This is a genomic window from Vibrio ponticus (assembly GCF_009938225.1).
GTDB lineage: Bacteria > Pseudomonadota > Gammaproteobacteria > Enterobacterales > Vibrionaceae > Vibrio > Vibrio ponticus.
The window spans coordinates 1,179,117-1,196,294 of record NZ_AP019657.1 but is presented as its reverse complement, the minus strand read 5'-3'; the positions used below and the strand labels follow the sequence as shown (position 1 = coordinate 1,196,294).

The following is a 17,178-nucleotide window of genomic DNA, read 5'->3' as shown; positions in this document are numbered from 1 at the left end:
TCTCCCTAGTTAATACTAATCCAGTATCAGCCTTGTTGCACAAAAGTTCAATTGAGCATACTGTAAAAGTTGATATGTTTGATTTACTAAGCATTTTTTGCGCGACCAACAGTTAGAGTATATACTCTAATTTATTTTACTCAGCGAATTGCCAATGAAACTACGTCCTCATTCTCTGTTACTCAGTCTATCTCTTAGTTGCGTAGCAATATCGCCTATGGCTTATAGTGCCGCGATCAGTTTTGATGAGGCTTGGCAACTGCTACAGCAAGATAACAATTCCATCGCCGCACAACGCGCCAATGTTGAGCGTTATCAACACCTGCAAAGTGCCACTGACGATCTTAATCTGCCTAAAGTCACTATTGGCGCTAACTACACTCGTCTGGATCAAGATGTAACGGTTTCGGGAAAGCAGTTGCTCGATAGTATTGATGGTGTATCACCAGCAATATCCGGCATCCTTAACCCTGTTATTGGCTCGGTCACCTCTACGATTTCTGAACGTGATATTTTCACCTCTTCTATTCGTGCTATTTGGCCTATCTTTACCGGTGGACGCATTAGTGCCGCGCAAAGTGCTGCGCAAGGTAAAACCGACGAGGCGCGTAGCCAACTGGCAATGGAAACTCAGGCGCGTTATGAAGATTTAAGTAAGTACTATTTCAGTGTGGTACTCGCGCAAGAAGTGGTTACGACGCGTAAACTGGTTGAAAGCGGTTTAACCAAACATCGTGACAACGCCGTCAAACTCGAACAACAAGGTCAAATTGCGCGTGTTGAGCGCCTTCAAGCAGACGCGGCTTTAGATAAAGCGATAGTGGAACGCAAAAAAGCGCAAAAGAGTTTGGAGATTGCCCAATCGGCACTGACTGAAATTCTCAACCAAACCACCAGCGTCGAACCTCGCAGCGCCCTGTTTATTAACCAGAACCTGCCGCCTCTATCTGCTTTTGTCGAGCAAACACTTGAGACTTATCCGGGTCTTGATCTGCTCGATGCCAAAGAAAAACAAGCCAGCAGCCTAATTCAGGCAGAAAAAGGCAAATACTACCCTGAAGTTTATCTATACGGTGATTACAGCCTGCACGAAGACGACTCGCTAGCGAGCCAGATGAAACCGGACTGGCTGGTCGGGCTCGGTGTTAGTGTGCCGCTGATCGATAACAGCGGTCGCAGTGAAAATGTACAAGCAGCCCACAGTGCAGTTAGCCAAGTGCGCTACCTAAAAGCGCAAGCAAAACAAGATCTCTCCGTATTGGTTAAGAAAACCTATTTAGAGGCACAGCAAGCACAAGAAGAAGTCATCGGTTTGGGCTCTAGCATCGAACTGGCAAAAGAGAACTTACGTTTACGCGAAAAAGCGTTTTCTCAAGGTATTTCAACCTCAACCGATGTGGTTGACGCGCAGCTCTATTTGGCTAGCGTACAAACGCAACGCGCTGCCGCTAGCTTCAACTATCTTATTTCGCTATCAAAACTGTTGGCGCTTTCTAGCCAAATGAACAGTTTTGCTCAATATCAACACAATGCAATTGCAACTCACAGCCTGTAATAAGGAACCAGCATGAAAAACAAAAAAACATTATTACTTTCGGCCACTGCAATTGCTCTCGCCTCTTGGATTGGTTACAGCTTTTACCAAGCCTACCAACCGAAACCTATGCATCTACAGGGTCAGATTGAATCGCAGCAATACAGCATTTCCTCTAAAGTTGCAGGGCGTATCGACCAAGTTTTGGTGCGTAAAGGCGATGAAGTAAAGCAAGAACAACTAATTTTCACCATTCACAGCCCTGAAATTGAAGCCAAACTTGAACAAGCCAAAGCCGGTCAAAAAGCGGCGGGTGCATTGGCACAAGAAGCAGAAAAAGGTGCGCGTGTACAACAGATTCAAGCAGCCAAAGATCAATGGCAAAAAGCCAAAGCAGCCGCTGATCTGATGGAAAAAACCTATCTACGCGTGAACAATCTATACAATGATGGGGTGGTTGCCGAGCAAAAACGTGACGAGGCGAAAACCCAGTGGCAAGCCGCGAAGTACACTGAAAGTGCCGCGTTCCAAATGTACCAAATGGCGAAAGAAGGCGCCCGTTCTGAAACCAAACTTGCCGCTGTGGAAAAAGCGCGCATGGCTGCCGGCGCGGTAGCGGAAGTAGAAGCCTTTGCCGCTGACACACAAATCAAAAGCTGGTTTGACGGTGAAGTATCTCAGGTATTGCTACAAAGTGGCGAACTCGCACCGCAAGGTTTTCCTGTGGTTACCGTCGTCGATAGACAAGATTCGTGGGCAGTGCTCAATGTACGTGAAGATTGGCTAAAACACTTTAACAAAGGCAGCACATTCACCGCCTATCTGCCTGCATTGGACAAGCAAGTAGAATTCAAAGTAACCCATGTTGCCGTAATGGGCGACTTCGCTACTTGGCGCTCTACCGATGCCTCTCAAGGGTTTGATCTGCGCACTTTTGAAGTGGAAGCGCGCCCTGTGACACCAGAGCCAGAGTTACGTATGGGCATGAGTTTGGTGGTTGAGCTGTAATGAGTTTTCAGCAAAACGCTAATGCGATCAGCCAGTGGCAGATAGTGAGACGAGATAGATGGTTGCTCTCTTGTCTCACTTGGCTACCGATTGCGTTAGCCATTTCTATTTGGGCGATCTTTTCTCAAGGTATCGCCCGTGATCTGCCAATTGCAGTGGTTGATCTTTCGCATAGCGAAATGTCACGTACATTATCACGCTATTACGATGCGACTTCATCGATGGCAGTGGTTGAGCAAATGCAGAGTGCCAATCAAGCGGAACAAGCGCTCATCAGTGGCGATATTTATGCCTACGCAGTCATCCCCCATAACTTTGAAGAAGATGTTTATAAAGGGCTAAACCCGCAAGTTTCGGTGTTTTATAACAGCCAATTTATCTTGATTGGTAAGCTAATCAACTCTGCATTTGTTCAAGCACAGGCAACATTTAACGCGCAAATTGCCACTATCGCTAACCTCGCTCATGGCAATCAGACCTTGAGCAGTGCAATGGGGCAAGCGTTACCCATTAGAACGCAAATCACCCCGCTGTTTAATAAAAACAGTAACTATGCACAGTTCCTCGTCTCGGCGATCATTCCTGCGCTATGGCAAATAGTCGTAGTGGTAAGCACTATCTTGATCTTGGCAGCCAATCATCGTCAGCAAGGGCTGAGCAAATGGTTAGCTGAACAACCTATCAAACGACTGGTTGTGACATTGTCACCGTATCTGCCCGTATTTGCCCTGCAAGGCTTTGCTTTTCTCTGTTGGTTTTACCTTGGTTTCAAGTGGCCGATGGAAGGCAGTTTATTGATACTGGTTATCGGACAATGGGTGACGGTTATCGCGTGCATGATCATGGGGAGCTTTTTCTTCTTTATGACGTTAGACCCTGCCCGAGCGATGAGCTTTGCTGGTGCTTTTACCGCACCTAGCTTTGCGTTTATGGGAATTACCTTCCCGGTGACAGACATGAATACCCTCGCCCAATTTTGGCGTAGTCTGCTACCAATCAGCCACTATATTGAGCTGCAAGTCAGTCAAGTGAGTTATGGCGCCAGTTGGCATGTCTCTATCCAGGAGTTATTGCCTATGCTTGGTTATTTGCTACCACTGATGCTGACCGGATTGCTCATCAAAAAGCATTTAACTGCCGCAGCAATACCTGCCACTGAAAAACAGGAGCACCAATAATGAACCTGTTTGAATTGATCAAAGCCGAACTCAAAGCCTTACTGACCAATCCAGTGGTGATGTTAACTGTGTTTGGTGGGGTGGTTTTCTACTCGTTTCTTTACCCACTCCCTTACAGCCATCAGACGCCAAGGGAGCAAAAAATCAGTGTGGTTAACTTAGATCATAGCCAGACCAGTTATCGACTAGAACGTATGGTTGATGCCACTCCGCAAGTACAGATCGTACAACGAGACTCAACCATTGCAACGGCAAAAGAGGCGTTTTTAGCCCGCGAAATCAGCGGAATATTGGTGATTCCTGAGCATTTCTATAAAGACCTGTTGTTAGGTAAAAGCCCGACACTCTCTTATGCTGGTGACGCTTCTTATTTTCTGGTTTACGGGACGATTGTTGAAGGCTTGGCGCAAGCAGGCGGCACGTTAGCGGCGCAAACCACCGTCAGTCGATTGGTTATGGACGGCACACCGATAGAGCAAGCGGCTAAACAATACTCTCCGACGCAGCTTAATATGAAGCCAACATTTAACCCGCGCATGGGCTATGTGGATTATGTGGTACCTGCGGTGTTTGTGCTGATCTTACAACAAACATTAGCCATGGCATCAGGGCTTATGGGTGGAACGCAGAAGCACGGCAAAGGTTACTGGACTAGCACTCCGGCGTATAAGCTCATCGCAGTGCGCAGCATAGTGCTGGTGACAATTTACTATCTACTCAGCATGTACTATTTCGGCGCTAGCTTTACCATGCATGGCGTCAGTCAATTGGCTCAAGCCAGTGCCCTATTGGCAATGTTGCTGCCTTTCCTATTAGCCTCATGTGCGATTGGCATTTGGCTTGGTGCGATTTTACCACGTAGAGAGCTGGTCACCTTGGTCGTACTGATTAGCTCGATGCCGCTGGTCTTTAGTGCCGGATTTATTTGGCCGACCGGCTCAATCCCGAGCATTATCGTCTGGCTTGCGAATCTCTTCCCAAGTACCCCGGGCATCCAAGGCTTTTTAGCCTTGAATCAGATGGGGGCTACTTGGCAGCAAGCTGCGCCGTATTACACTCAATTATGGATTCAAGCCATAGTGTGGCTAGCAATTGCCATCTGGACGCTCAAACGACAAAAAGTCAAAGCTTAAACCATCAAGGGTGGCACTCGTCACCCTTCTTCTCGTTTCTCATTTCTTGACTCTCAGATCTCGCCTCTCAGATCTACCTTCTCAATTCTCCCCTTCTCAGATCTCAATTCTCGCTTTCTCGCCTCTCCCCCTCATACCCGCCACTCTTGCCATTTAGCGCGCATCTTCTCGATCACGCTCTGCTCGACACCATGAATACTGCCATATTCACCATGACATTCGATGATCTCAAACTCGACTTTGAGCTTTCTCGCTAACTGGTAGTATGGCTGAATCTCCCAGCGACGAACAAAGGTATTGGCGACGACCACGTCCTCTCCTCTGCGCAGCGCTTGCTCGGTTTGCTGCTTACACCATGCATGCGCTTTTTCTAACAAAGTAGGATTAAATCGGTACTCGCCATTTTTATCAATAAAGTACATGTCCGCCTCAAAGTGCTGAGCTTGGAACGTTTTCGCTAGGGTACTTTTACCCGAACCAGGTAAACCACGGATAAGAATAAGCTTCGGCATAATGTGAAAAGACAACCAACTAATTAAATTGAGGAGGCGCAGTATAAACCAGCCACATTGTTATCGCTAACTCGTTCATCTGACGTTTTTACTCTCATAGAACTCACCGTTGAGGTATTTGATCTCGCGTCGTTACCTTGGCTTGGTTTACTACTTCGTCTAAGGTAAATTAAATTTGCTGTCGACATCTTAAAATGATTGTTGTAAGTTTGGATGTATAGACGTCCAAAAAAAACTGCTTTAGGGAGAAAGCCGTGCCGATCAAGATCCCCGATCAACTACCAGCCACTGACGTGCTACGTGAAGAGAACATCTTCGTGATGTCAGAAACACGCGCCGCGACGCAGAATATCCGCCCGCTGAAAGTATTGATCCTTAATCTGATGCCAAAAAAAATTGAGACGGAAACTCAATTTCTCCGCTTACTATCGAATAGCCCGCTGCAAGTGGATATTGAACTGCTTCGAATCGATAATCGTCCGAGCAAGAATACGCCGACTCAGCATCTGGATACTTTCTATCGCCAATTTGAAATGGTAAAGCAGCGCAACTTTGATGGCATGATCATTACCGGAGCGCCGCTTGGCTTAGTGCAATTTGAAGATGTGATTTATTGGGAACATCTGCAGAACATCATGAATTGGGCAAAAGAGCATGTCACCTCAACCCTTTATGTTTGCTGGGCGGCACAAGCTGGTTTGAAGCTGCTCTATAATTTGCCTAAGCGTACTCGTAAAGAGAAGCTTTCTGGCGTTTATAAACACCAAACCGTCAATCCGCTTAGCCCACTACTGCGCGGTTTTGATGACGAGTTTTTAGCGCCACACTCACGCTATGCGGATTTTTCCTCAGAGTACCTCTCTGAGCATACCGACCTTGATATTCTCGCGACATCCGACGTGGCGGGCGTCTATCTGGCAGCGACCAAAGACAAACGTAATGTGTTTGTCACCGGGCATCCGGAGTACGACTCTCACACGTTGCACAATGAATATGTTCGCGATCTTAGCGAAGGTATGGAGCCTGCGATCCCAATCAATTACTACCCAAACAACAACCCAGACAACCCTCCGCGTGCTAGTTGGCGCAGTCATGGACATTTATTGTTTTCTAACTGGCTTAACTACTGTGTTTATCAGCAAACACCTTTCGATTTGGAACACTTTAGTGAAGCGAACTTCACCAAAGACGATTAGGCACAAGCCAGCTAGTTTAAGCAACAAGCACCAAGACCAACTCTGTTGGTCTTTTTTGACCTGACTCGATTTACCCCATTCACAACTGAAACTCAATCTTACCCTGTGCTCGATATACTCAAATTCAACCAATTAGGAGGTGAAGATGAAAGTAAGATTAGTGACGGTAAGCGTATTAGCATTAGCGCTAATAGCTGGATGTGCCAGCGAGCCTATCACTGATTCAATGCCTTCCCACCAGCAAAAAGCGGATGCGCGTATCGAGCTTGCCAAAGGCTATCTCAAACAGCGCAACCTCAGCAGAGCTAAAGAAAATCTCGATAAAGCCTTACAGCACGCTCCCAAGTACTACCGAACCTTGCTTACGCAAGCCGATTACTTTAAGCAAGTCAACGAACCAGAAAAAGCGCGGCAAACCTATCAAACCGCGCTCTACTATCATCGCGACAACAGCTATGTATTAAATGACTATGCGGTCTTCCTTTGCAGTCAACAACAATACCAGCGCGCCAATCAATACTTTGTGCGCGCGACAGCGAACCCATCCTACCCGCATATTGCCAGTAGTTACGCCAATGCCGCTTACTGTGCGCTCAAAGGGCGAGATACTGAGCTTGCGATCGAGTACTTCCGTCGCTCTTTAAGCTATCAACCAGATGACTTCCGAACACTGTTCCATTTGGTTGAATTAGAGATCGCCCATGGCTATTTTGAACCAGCAAGAACGCGATTGATCAGTGCACAGCAGCAATTTGGCACTCAAGCTCAGATCCTACAATCTCTAGTTCGATTAGAAATCAAGGCAGGAAATACCGCAAGCGCGCAGAATTATCAGCTTAAGCTGGCAAAAATAAACCCGCACATCGGCGGGTTTCAATAACATAACATGGTCAATAATTAGTTAACTAATTAATTAGACTTCACCGCCAACCATTTTGCACGCTCAGCTTTATCTTTAAAGCTCCACGCCACAAAGCGGCTAATCTTCTGCCCTTGGCTCATCTCGACAATTACTGCCTCTTTTGCACCGGCTTTTTCGAGATTTTTGCGCAACCAACGAACATTATCTTTTTTCGAGATTAAGGTCGTAAACCATAATACCTGAGTAGCAAATTCACGGCTTTCAAATGCCATGTTTTTCACAAATGCAGCTTCGCCGCCCGGGCACCACAGCTCAGCCTTTTGACCACCAAAGTTAAGTGTCGGCTTACTCGCTTTAGTCTGAGTGCCTTTTTCAACTTTCACCTGACCACGTTTGGCTTTGTGCGCATTGAGGTTATTCAGTTTGCGCTCTGTACCCTGCTGCGCTTCTTCAAGCGAAGCATGAAACGGAGGGTTACAGGTCGTCACGTCATAAAATTCATTCGGCTCAATGATGCTCTTGAAGAAATGGCGACTGTCGCTTTGTAAACGGCACGCCACTTTACCTGTAAGTACAGCGTTGTTTTGCGCGATCTGGTTTGAGTTATCTACCGAGATAGGATCAACATCACTGCCGATAACCTCCCAGCCATATTGGCTTGCCCCGACAATTGGGTAAATACAGTTAGCGCCGACACCAATATCAAGCGCTTTAACTAGACTATGGTTGAGCTTTGGCGCTTCATTGAGCAGCAATTCCGCTAGACGGTGAATATAATCCGCGCGCCCAGGAATTGGCGGACAAAGGTAGCCTTGAGGAATATCCCATTGTGTGACACTGTAATGTTCAGCAAGCAGAGCTCGGTTTAAAAGCTTGACTGCCGTCGGGTCATCAAAGCGAATGGTTTGCTCACCTTTGGGATTAAGTACCACATGCTTTTCAAGTGCTGGTAGTGCTTTTACCAAACGCTCAAAATCATAACGACCTTGGTGTAGGTTACGCTTATGCAGCCCTGCTTTTCCCGCCACGGTCGTCACCAGCATCGAACTAGTCTGCTCAGGGTTACTCTGATTAGAGTTGCTCTGCTTAGGATTGCTCTGCTTCACGGCACTCTTAGACGCTCTCGCTGGCTTAGTTCTCACTGGTTTGGCTTTCTCAGCACTTTTTGTTGCACTGGCAGCGTTGCCTTTTGACTTACGTGTCGACTTATTTGGAGTGCTGTTGTGTGGCTTGTGCTTTGAGCGCGAAGTCTCTTTATTACTCATAAGGGTCGTTACTTAATATCTTGGTAAATCATAAACAGGCGAGCATCCAGCTCTAATTGATGATAGTCCGGTTCCATATGACAGCACAGTTGGTAAAAAGCTTTGTTATGATCTTTTTCTTTTAAATGCGCTAATTCGTGTACAACGAGCATGCGTAGCAAAGGCTCCGGCGCGTGTTTAAATACGCTGGCGATGCGGATTTCATTCTTCGATTTGATTTTTCCACCATGCACTTTGGCAGCGTAAGTGTGCAGCCCCAACGCATTGTTGATCAGATGGATCTTGTTATCGTAAATCACCTTGCTCAGTGGCGAAGTCTTCCTCATATACTGGTTTTTCAGCGCCATGGTGTATTCATACAGCGCTTTTTCACTTTGAATTTCGTGACGCTGTGGGTAGCGCTTTTCAAACCACGCGCAAAAACGTCCCGCCTCAAGCATCTGTGAAACGGGAGTTAGAATATGTTCTGGGTAACCTTGGATATAACGAAGTACAGGATTTGGATTCATAACCGAACAACAAATAATAAAATCGCGCTAAGTCTACCTTAATCAAGGCGTCGCTTCACGGGAATCGTTGTCGAAAGTGCCCTATTCGCCTATACTCGCGCCAGTTTAACGTTCCAAGAGCCAATAGTGACAATGAAACGACTCGTATTATATGTAAAAGATAAGTGCCCGCACTGCAAAGATGCTCAGCGCTACCTTGATTCAAAAGGTTATCCATACCGTCTAACCAACGCAAAAATGCAACGTGGTCGCAAAGAACTCGATGCGATTGGCGCACGTTCACTGCCGGTATTGAAAATTGGCGACCGCTATATGATTGGCTGGAACGCTTCTAATTTTGAGAAAATGTACAAGGCATAAATCTTCAAGCATGAAAAACCCGCAACTAGTGCGGGCTTTTCCATTTAGATTTGTATTAACCACTCTCGGTCAATTTCAATCAACCACTTTATTAAACGAACAAATACACTAATCATTACTTACCCCTTGCACAACGAACTAGAAAACACCAAGATTTCCACCCGTATGCGTGGGCATCTAGTACCTTTGATGAATTTCTTACACGACGAAAACGTGTGTAAACCCATTTAAAGCCGGTTGGGGCTGGTTTATGGCTGATCGATTTCATGCCATTTTCTCCTATATAGGACTATTGAAAATGGACTAGCGAAAGGTTCAGTTCTTGTTGACGCACTTACCCATGCATATTATTCTGTGATAGTGATCACTGAGATAACATGTTTATTTTAGTAAATTACGACTACACATATATCGAAGTCTTTCTGGTGTATGGATCAAACTTTGGTCGGGGAGATCCACACGAAACTAGTCCTTCGTTTTGCAAATGAAACCCTCTAAGTTAACCCTTCGGAGGGTTTTGTTTCATTTGCAGGATATATTTTACTCTCATCTTGATTACTTGTAATCCCCTCTATTTTTGACAGTTTTCCCTCTTTTAACGGGAATACCCACGTTTATTTGATTCTAATCACAAATAATCAAGCAAATTACTTACATTCAACTCAATAAAAGCCCATTATTCTCGCAACACCCAACTTATCCACAGGATACATTTTCACGTTTCGTGACTTTAATCACATTTAATCTTGCGTAATTTAAAATAATTCCTGTAATGACGCCTGATGGTTGTTTAAATAACTGCACCTCAATTAACTTTGAGTTGAAATAAAGCCTTAAAACGAATTATGCAAAGAATTTACTAAATTCGTTGAATAACACCACGCTATCCATAGGATATACACAGGAATGTTAACATTCTTGCGTTTCAAGATAGAAATCCTTTTACCTTGTTATTTGACAAAAATATATAATTGTGCATTTGATATGTTGATATCAAGATATCTATCACACAAAAAACTAGATATACCCAAAAATCCCATTAAATTAATAAAAAATCACTAGATTTAGTATTATGGTGATTTAGTAGACAGACGTATTAAACTCTAAAGCACACCCCAAAAGTATTGATCTAGATCATTAAAATTCAGTTGCAGTACAATATGGAAACGATCTTGTTGGCACTGCTCCCAGATACAAAGAAAACAATGAAAGTTGCATTTTTTCTGTTATTAAACTTGATTTTTTGACAAGGCTTATCAGATAAGGGCTTATCGATCTGCGCCGCAATAAGATCGATTAAATTAGCAGATATACGTCACTAAATACTATATATAGTGTCTTTAAGCATGTTCAACACACAAGATTACCAGTGGCTCATTATTTGAGCCATCTTTATAAATGTACGTTTTATAATATGTTTATTAGATAACTATTAAAAAAGACACTTTACGATTTGTAATAAGTCTCTTAAAGCACGATAAAAAAGCCAACGAAACGTAGTACTCCGACTGGCTTTAAGTAAAATGCAACATGGTCGCAAAGAACTGGATGCGATTGGTGCACGTTCTCTGCCGGTATTGAAAATTGGCGATCGCTATATGATTGGCTGGAATGCGGCTAACTTTGAGAAGATGTATAAGAGCAATTAATTGCCACTACAGAACACAGTAAAAAGGATGGTTTACCATCCTTTTTTCGTTTTATCGCTAAGCGCGGTATCCCCACACCGCATCAATCAATTTAAGCATTAACTGTTTAGATATGCCCTGCTCATCTAATTCTGGCATGTACTCGACAAAATCAATACCGACAAACTTGTCATGGTTTGCCAAACCGTATATCAGATGAATCGCCTCTCTCGCGCTTAATCCGCCTACATTCGGCGTGCCGCAGGCGCGGAAGATACTGCCATCGAGTGCGTCATAGTCAAAAGAGACATAAAAATAATCGTAGTCACTGTCGATGGTTTTGAGCAGTTGACTTAACACATGGTTGATGCCGTGGCTTTCGATAGCCGCCATGTCATAGTTGATGATCGAGTGCTGTTTAATTATCGCATCTTCATTGGGCATCAAATCACGCACCGCGACATAGTAAAGATCATTTGATTTTAGAAGAGCCTTAGGTTCGCGACACTCCAACTTTTCATAAGATTTGCCCATCAGCATAGTGACCGGCTTGCCGTGTAAATTACCCACATTTGAGTCATTGCAATCTGCATGGGCATCAATCCAAATTAGCGCTACACGCTTACCTTGATGCATCTGATAATGATCTAGAGCCGCTTGCACGGACCCCACTGCGATGGAGTGGTCGCCACCAATGGTAATTGGGATTCGTCCCTTATCGTAACTCGCCAATACCTGCTGCTTCAGCTGCTCTGTATAGCCACTCAGCCCTTGCGCTTGTTTGTTGGTTGCAATCAAATCAGCGATAGTTGGAGTAAGCGCAATATCACCGCGATCGACTACATCCGCTCCCCATCGAGCATTGCGAACTTCGATCCATTCACTTAGCCCAACGTCGCCATTCTCATCATTATGGCGCAGACCATTAACGGTATTTTGTTTTGTGGGTCTGCAGCCCAACAAATTAAACGGAGCACCAATGATATCAAATGCTTTTGCCATACCGACTCCCTAATCGTAAATCCTGTAACCATAAGATTAATTTAACAATTTTTAAGCGAAGAGGCAGTTAATCTGGCTAACAATTCGACAGATCACAAAATTAATGCTCTGTTTGAAAAATCTAAAGGATTATCACAGCGGACGCTGCATATACACAAACTGCTCGGTTTCAGAGGTCACTTCAAAACCGTGACGACGATAAAGCGCGCCCACGCGGTTGCCTTGTAGATAGAGTAAGCTGATCGGAAGTTGCTGTTTTTGTGACATTTCAATCACATTTTGCATCACCGCACTGCCAAGCCCTTGCCCTTGATAACTTGGCAAAATAAAGAAGCGCCCAAAGTAAATTTCGTCACTACGTTGTTCAATCAGAACGCTGCCAACATCTTCACCATCGACTATGATTATCAATGGTTTAGCTAGTTCCCACTCTTGTTTATGGATCTGCCACTGAATGATTTCATCCCAACCAAACACGTTCGCTATTGCCTGCTTCTCAGTTATTTTTTTGAGTTCAAACAGGAACTCATAATCAGACTCAACGGCTTCTCTTGTTGAATAATTTATTGCCATTTTTTTAACATTCACCCCGTGATAGAGAGGGAAAAATATAAGGGAAACCGGCTAATTTAGCGATGAGAAAATAAATAAAAAACAACTATTGACAAGCGCTTACGACCTCTTTAAAATCCGCCGCCAGCAAGTAAGGACAGATTTGAAATTACTTGTTTTTACAATAAATTACGAGCATAAGTTCAGCTGATCTTGGTCAGTTGTCTTTCTATTTTTTTAAAGATAGAGACACAACATTTTGAGATTCGGCATGACAACACAATCTTCTACCGCGACCATCAACGCGACTGCTCCGATTAACAACGAGACTTCATGGCAAAAGAAAGCCATTCTTAGCGTTGCCTTCCTAATGGCGACAACGTCTGTTGGTCCTGGCTTCCTAACTCAAACCGCAGTTTTCACTAATATCTACAAAGTAGATATGGCATTCCCTGTATTCGCTTCAATGTTTATCACTTTCGGTATCGTGATGAACCTATGGCGAATTGTTGGCGTATCTGGTCTACGCATCCAAGACATCGCAAACAAAGTCGCACCTGGCATGGGCTATGTGGTTGGCGTACTACTGGCACTTGGTGCAGTAGCGTTTAACTTCGGTAACGTCAGTGGCTCAGCGCTTGGTATCAATGTACTGACTGGTATCGACACTACTTGGGGCGCCCTATTTACCGGTCTTATCGGTAGCTTACTGTTCATTGTACACAATGCTTCTAAACGCATGGACCAAATGGCGCGCTACCTTGGCTTGTTTATGATTGTTTTGATTGCTTATGTCGCAATGACAAGCCTTCCTCCAATGGGCGAAACGCTATCTGCAGCCGTTATGCCGAGCGATTTTGGTAGTCTGCTACTGCCAACACTTACCATCGTGGGGGGTGCTGTAGGCGGTTACTACACTGGTGCACAACGTCTAGTTGATATCGGTCTGCAAGGTAAAGAGAACGTTCCGTCAATCAAAACGGCAGCTTGGGCAGGTATCTCAATTGCGGTTGTGATTCGAATCCTACTGTTCCTTGCAGTATTTGGCGTAATCTCAGCTGGTGCGGTACTGGACTCATCAAACCCAGCAGCCGATGCGTTCCGTCAAGGTGCAGGTGAAACGGGTTACTTCATCTTCGGTCTAGTATTGTTTGTTGCATCAATCACCTCAGTAGTGGGCAACTCATACATGGCTATCTCGCTTATCAAAACGCTGTTCCCTGTGGTAGCGCGTAATGAAAAAGCATGGTGTGTGGCATTTATCCTAGTGACAAGCCTTGGCACCGTAACCATGAACATGCCAATCCTTCTGCTGATGCTAGCGGGTCTGGTAAACAGCATTATCCTACCTATCGTATTGGGCATGGTACTGGCGGCTACTCGTCGCAAAGACATCATCGGTGACTACAAACACCCAGTTTACCTAACAGCCATTGGTGCGATAATCGTGGTAGTCATGGCTGCATCAAGCGTGACTAACATCAGTAACTTCGTTGCGAAGTTTATCGGCTAAAGCCTTAGCGATATAAGCCGAACGATTAAGAGCCGCATCTAGCGGCTCTTTTTTATCGGCGGTGAATCGGCTTCTAATTCAATGAAAAGACTTAACGAACTCAATAAAGGTTCGATCCGCAATAGACAGGTAGCCCCCCTTTCGCCACGCCAACGCTAAATCGAGTTTTACTGGTTGTTCAAATGGCACACCGACGATATCCGCTTCATGGTGGGTCACCAAGTCGAGCAGAGCTGTAATCGCAAACTCACGTCTTACAATACTTAATATTAATGGCAGTAAATTGGTCTCAAATGCGCACTCTAATTCAAGCGCATTCTCCTTCGCCTTCGCTTCAATATAGTCGCGATGAAAGTAGCCCTCTTTGAACATCACTAAGTCCTGCTCAAAGAATTCATCAAACCTTACCGATTGCTTACTGGCAAACGGATGATCTTTTCCCACCACGGCGACCATTTCAGAATGCAGTAGGATGTCGGTCTCTAAGTCATCAGGCACCTGTTTATCGAGATTGATGACCCCTATATCCAATTCACCATTAAGCAACATGTTGCGAATTGAGCCGGTACCTGCATCCACCAAGGTAAGCTTTAGATCTGGATAACGGCTTTTAAATGCCATTAAAATTTGCGGAAAGAAATACGAACCCATCATGCTTGGTGCGCCCAGCCTCACTTCCCCTTTCTCTAACCCTTTTAGCTCATCCATCGCTAGCTTGGCATCATCTATTTGTTGTAGCACCCGCTTGGCATGTTTCAGCAACACCTTGCCTTCATCGGTGAGTTCGACCTTACGCTCATTACGGCGAAACAACGTCATACCCAGTTGCTGCTCAAACTTTTTAATCGAGATACTTAATGCAGGCTGAGCGATATGCAGCGCTTTAGCTGCTTGAGTAAAGTGACCAAACTCGGCAACGGTGACAAAATGTTTGAGGTGTTTAGAGTCCATACGAGCGTCCATTTTTGCAGCTAGAAATCACGACTATGATATACAGAATATATTAGGATGATATTTTTAATATATTTTATTAATCCAGCTTTCACTGATAACTTGATCACATCTGTTATCTTTGCATGCGTAAACCATGATTGAACTTGGCACATCTCAATACAAGCGCGTAACCTTAAGCTTAGCTTTAGGTTCATTCTTAGTATTCTGTAATCTTTATCTTTTTCAGCCAATGCTGCCATTTATGGCGGACTACTTCTCAGTATCAGAAACCCAAGTTAACTGGATTTTTGCCGCTTCGACGCTGGCGTTGTCTTTCTCTTTATTACCATGGGCAATCAGTTCAGAAACAGTGGGGCGACGAGCGATAATGCTAACCGGCTTATTCGCTATGCCCGTGATTGGGGCGCTAATGTTACTTAGCGAATCGCTATTGATGCTGGTCATTCTGCGCGCTCTGATGGGTATTGCGCTTGCTGCCTTTGCTTCGGTGGCGGTGGCTTACATGGTCGAAGAATTAAGCGCAAAGGCGTTTAGCCAAGCGATTGGCACTTATATCGCCGCGAACTCTCTCGGTGGGATTTGTGGTCGAATCGTGGGAGGCACCCTAACTGACACCCTAGGCTGGCAACAAGCGGTTCTCGCTATGGTAGTGTTTACCATTATTGGCGTATTACTCGTGGCGTGGTTGCTCCCAGCACAACAACATTTTAAACCGCAAAAAGGACTGCTCCGCTACCATAATCGCGCGATTATTTCACACCTCAAAAACCGCACCATTTGGCTTGCTATGCTGATTGGCTGCTTAAACTTTGCCTTATTCGTTAACCTCTACTCGGTGATGGGTTTCCGTTTAGTATCAGCACCGCATAGCCTACCGATAGGGTTGGCTTCACTAATATTTCTCTGCTATTTAGCCGGAACACTCAGTTCGACCTTAACCTCAGCGTGGACCAATAAACACAACGCAATTTCTGGCATGATGCTTGGCACGGCAATCAGCCTAGTCGGTATGTTGGTCGCCTACTTCGATCATCTGTTATGGATGACATTAGGCTTATTGTTGATTAGCTTTGGGGCGTTCTTCACTCACACGCTAGCCTATGGCTGGGTGAGTCAAAAAGCCAAACGCGCCAAAGCCACAGCAACCGCCCTCTACCTCGTACACTATTATATTGGTGGTAGTATTGGTGGCTTCTTCCTAATTTATTGCTGGCAGCACGGAGGTTGGCAAGCGGTGATCATGGGTGGCAGTATGTTATACCTTGCGATTTTTGTATTGTGCGCGCGCCTAGAAGCAAAAGACAAACTTCTCACCACGAATTCTGTTATTATTGACAATAAAAAATAAAACTATCGTATCAATAAACAGCTTTTTGTTGTTCATTTGGGAAGCTCTATGAATTGTCCACGCTCAACTCCACAAGTACCAGAAATCAAACAGCAAGTGAATCAATGGCTGAATGATGTTGTTATCGGGCTTAACTTGTGTCCTTTTGCTGCAAAGCCACAACGAAATAAACAGATTGAGATTTTTGTTAGCCAAGCAACCGATGATGAAGCTCTGCTAGAAGATATCTTTAGCCAACTGCTTCATCTTGATCATACCCCAGTCAAAGAGCTTGAAACGACGCTAGTTGTCGCGCCGTATATGCTCGATGATTTTTGGGATTACAATATGTTTATCGACTGGGTAGAAGGTATTATTCAGCAACAAGGTTGGGATGGTATCTATCAAGTTGCGACATTTCATCCAGACTACTGCTTTGCTGACAGTGAGCCGGAAGATGCATCCAACTTAACTAACCGTGCGCCCTATCCAGTATTTCACTTAATCCGTGAAGAAAGCATGGAAAAAGTGCTAAAACACTACCCGAATCCTGAAGCGATTCCTGAGACCAATATTGCGCGAGTTGAATCATTAACGCCACAAGAACGCTTACAGTTATTCCCTTACCTATTTGGCAAGTAACGC

At 44.8% G+C, this 17,178-nt stretch carries 16 protein-coding genes and 1 pseudogene; 11 read left to right on the top strand and 6 right to left on the bottom strand.

Annotated features, from left to right (window positions below):
- The first annotated feature begins 154 nt into the window (after positions 1-154).
- Genes GZN30_RS05285 through GZN30_RS05270 form a run of 4 tightly spaced genes read left to right on the top strand, consistent with a single transcriptional unit; the run spans position 155 to position 4,853 of the window.
- Positions 155-1,555 (top strand): TolC family protein, encoded by a 1,401-nt coding sequence (locus tag GZN30_RS05285; protein WP_075648924.1) that lies wholly within the window; start codon positions 155-157, stop codon positions 1,553-1,555.
- A gap of 12 nt (positions 1,556-1,567) precedes the next feature.
- Positions 1,568-2,542, top strand: a complete 975-nt coding sequence (locus tag GZN30_RS05280) for an HlyD family secretion protein (RefSeq protein ID WP_075648925.1) — start codon at positions 1,568-1,570, stop codon at positions 2,540-2,542.
- Entirely contained in the window at positions 2,542-3,720 is a 1,179-nt protein-coding gene (locus GZN30_RS05275; protein ID WP_075648926.1) for an ABC transporter permease, read from the top strand. The genes GZN30_RS05280 and GZN30_RS05275 overlap by 1 nt, the downstream gene beginning before the upstream one ends.
- Positions 3,720-4,853 (top strand): ABC transporter permease, encoded by a 1,134-nt coding sequence (locus GZN30_RS05270; protein ID WP_075648927.1) that lies wholly within the window; start codon positions 3,720-3,722, stop codon positions 4,851-4,853. The genes GZN30_RS05275 and GZN30_RS05270 overlap by 1 nt, the downstream gene beginning before the upstream one ends.
- Positions 4,854-4,984: 131 nt before the next feature.
- Here GZN30_RS05270 and GZN30_RS05265 read toward each other — a convergent pair whose 3' ends face one another.
- A complete protein-coding gene (locus GZN30_RS05265; RefSeq protein WP_075648928.1) occupies positions 4,985-5,365 on the bottom strand; it encodes an ATP-binding protein in 381 nt (126 codons plus the stop codon).
- 254 nt (positions 5,366-5,619) lie between these two features.
- Here GZN30_RS05265 and metA point away from each other — a divergent pair, with 254 nt between their 5' ends.
- On the top strand, positions 5,620-6,561 hold the full coding sequence (gene metA / locus GZN30_RS05260) for a homoserine O-acetyltransferase MetA (protein ID WP_075648929.1): 942 nt from the start codon (positions 5,620-5,622) through the stop codon (positions 6,559-6,561).
- A 145-nt stretch (positions 6,562-6,706) separates the two neighbouring features.
- On the top strand, positions 6,707-7,441 hold the full coding sequence (gene pilW, locus GZN30_RS05255; RefSeq protein WP_075648930.1) for a type IV pilus biogenesis/stability protein PilW: 735 nt from the start codon (positions 6,707-6,709) through the stop codon (positions 7,439-7,441).
- Positions 7,442-7,470: 29 nt separating this feature from the next.
- Here pilW and rlmF read toward each other — a convergent pair whose 3' ends face one another.
- Together rlmF and GZN30_RS05245 are read right to left on the bottom strand one after the other, a co-directional pair.
- Positions 7,471-8,688, bottom strand: coding sequence for a 23S rRNA (adenine(1618)-N(6))-methyltransferase RlmF (gene rlmF / locus GZN30_RS05250; protein ID WP_075648931.1), 1,218 nt, complete (start codon positions 8,686-8,688; stop codon positions 7,471-7,473).
- A gap of 8 nt (positions 8,689-8,696) precedes the next feature.
- Positions 8,697-9,197, bottom strand: coding sequence for a M48 metallopeptidase family protein (locus GZN30_RS05245; RefSeq protein ID WP_075648932.1), 501 nt, complete (start codon positions 9,195-9,197; stop codon positions 8,697-8,699).
- 132 nt (positions 9,198-9,329) lie between these two features.
- Between GZN30_RS05245 and GZN30_RS05240 the strand changes: the two genes are divergently transcribed.
- Positions 9,330-9,557 (top strand): glutaredoxin family protein, encoded by a 228-nt coding sequence (locus tag GZN30_RS05240; protein WP_075648933.1) that lies wholly within the window; start codon positions 9,330-9,332, stop codon positions 9,555-9,557.
- Positions 9,558-11,062: 1,505 nt separating this feature from the next.
- Positions 11,063-11,206, top strand: a pseudogene (locus GZN30_RS05235) (glutaredoxin family protein); the annotation flags it as partial.
- 57 nt (positions 11,207-11,263) lie between these two features.
- Here GZN30_RS05235 and GZN30_RS05230 read toward each other — a convergent pair.
- Both GZN30_RS05230 and GZN30_RS05225 read right to left on the bottom strand, forming a co-directional pair.
- Positions 11,264-12,187: an arginase family protein gene (locus tag GZN30_RS05230; RefSeq protein WP_075647876.1), complete on the bottom strand. Its 924-nt coding sequence runs from the start codon at positions 12,185-12,187 to the stop codon at positions 11,264-11,266.
- A 132-nt stretch (positions 12,188-12,319) separates the two neighbouring features.
- Positions 12,320-12,760 carry a GNAT family N-acetyltransferase gene (locus GZN30_RS05225; protein WP_174855908.1) on the bottom strand — a complete coding sequence of 147 codons (441 nt, stop codon included), beginning with the start codon at positions 12,758-12,760 and terminating at the stop codon, positions 12,320-12,322.
- A 250-nt stretch (positions 12,761-13,010) separates the two neighbouring features.
- Between GZN30_RS05225 and GZN30_RS05220 the strand changes: the two genes are divergently transcribed.
- Entirely contained in the window at positions 13,011-14,252 is a 1,242-nt protein-coding gene (locus tag GZN30_RS05220; protein ID WP_075647873.1) for an NRAMP family divalent metal transporter, read from the top strand.
- A gap of 78 nt (positions 14,253-14,330) precedes the next feature.
- Here the strand turns inward: GZN30_RS05220 and GZN30_RS05215 are convergent, their stop codons facing one another.
- On the bottom strand, positions 14,331-15,203 hold the full coding sequence (locus GZN30_RS05215) for a LysR family transcriptional regulator (RefSeq protein ID WP_075647874.1): 873 nt from the start codon (positions 15,201-15,203) through the stop codon (positions 14,331-14,333).
- Positions 15,204-15,339: 136 nt separating this feature from the next.
- Between GZN30_RS05215 and GZN30_RS05210 the strand changes: the two genes are divergently transcribed.
- Both GZN30_RS05210 and GZN30_RS05205 read left to right on the top strand, forming a co-directional pair.
- Positions 15,340-16,554 (top strand): MFS transporter, encoded by a 1,215-nt coding sequence (locus GZN30_RS05210; RefSeq protein WP_075650109.1) that lies wholly within the window; start codon positions 15,340-15,342, stop codon positions 16,552-16,554.
- A gap of 48 nt (positions 16,555-16,602) precedes the next feature.
- Positions 16,603-17,175: a DUF1415 domain-containing protein gene (locus GZN30_RS05205; protein WP_075650111.1), complete on the top strand. Its 573-nt coding sequence runs from the start codon at positions 16,603-16,605 to the stop codon at positions 17,173-17,175.
- Positions 17,176-17,178 lie beyond the last annotated feature (3 nt).

Excerpts from the sequence above, each read along its gene's own strand:
- GZN30_RS05215 (WP_075647874.1), bottom strand. The coding sequence starts at position 15,203 with ATGGACTCTAAACACCTCAAACATTTTGTCACCGTTGCCGAGTTTGGT.
- GZN30_RS05285 (WP_075648924.1), top strand. The coding sequence starts at position 155 with ATGAAACTACGTCCTCATTCTCTGTTACTCAGTCTATCTCTTAGTTGC.
- GZN30_RS05205 (WP_075650111.1), top strand. The coding sequence starts at position 16,603 with ATGAATTGTCCACGCTCAACTCCACAAGTACCAGAAATCAAACAGCAA.
- GZN30_RS05225 (WP_174855908.1), bottom strand. The coding sequence starts at position 12,760 with ATGGCAATAAATTATTCAACAAGAGAAGCCGTTGAGTCTGATTATGAG.
- GZN30_RS05275 (WP_075648926.1), top strand. The coding sequence starts at position 2,542 with ATGAGTTTTCAGCAAAACGCTAATGCGATCAGCCAGTGGCAGATAGTG.
- GZN30_RS05245 (WP_075648932.1), bottom strand. The coding sequence starts at position 9,197 with ATGAATCCAAATCCTGTACTTCGTTATATCCAAGGTTACCCAGAACAT.
- GZN30_RS05210 (WP_075650109.1), top strand. The coding sequence starts at position 15,340 with ATGATTGAACTTGGCACATCTCAATACAAGCGCGTAACCTTAAGCTTA.
- GZN30_RS05265 (WP_075648928.1), bottom strand. The coding sequence starts at position 5,365 with ATGCCGAAGCTTATTCTTATCCGTGGTTTACCTGGTTCGGGTAAAAGT.
- GZN30_RS05220 (WP_075647873.1), top strand. The coding sequence starts at position 13,011 with ATGACAACACAATCTTCTACCGCGACCATCAACGCGACTGCTCCGATT.
- GZN30_RS05230 (WP_075647876.1), bottom strand. The coding sequence starts at position 12,187 with ATGGCAAAAGCATTTGATATCATTGGTGCTCCGTTTAATTTGTTGGGC.
- GZN30_RS05240 (WP_075648933.1), top strand. The coding sequence starts at position 9,330 with ATGAAACGACTCGTATTATATGTAAAAGATAAGTGCCCGCACTGCAAA.
- GZN30_RS05270 (WP_075648927.1), top strand. The coding sequence starts at position 3,720 with ATGAACCTGTTTGAATTGATCAAAGCCGAACTCAAAGCCTTACTGACC.
- rlmF (WP_075648931.1), bottom strand. The coding sequence starts at position 8,688 with ATGAGTAATAAAGAGACTTCGCGCTCAAAGCACAAGCCACACAACAGC.
- GZN30_RS05280 (WP_075648925.1), top strand. The coding sequence starts at position 1,568 with ATGAAAAACAAAAAAACATTATTACTTTCGGCCACTGCAATTGCTCTC.
- pilW (WP_075648930.1), top strand. The coding sequence starts at position 6,707 with ATGAAAGTAAGATTAGTGACGGTAAGCGTATTAGCATTAGCGCTAATA.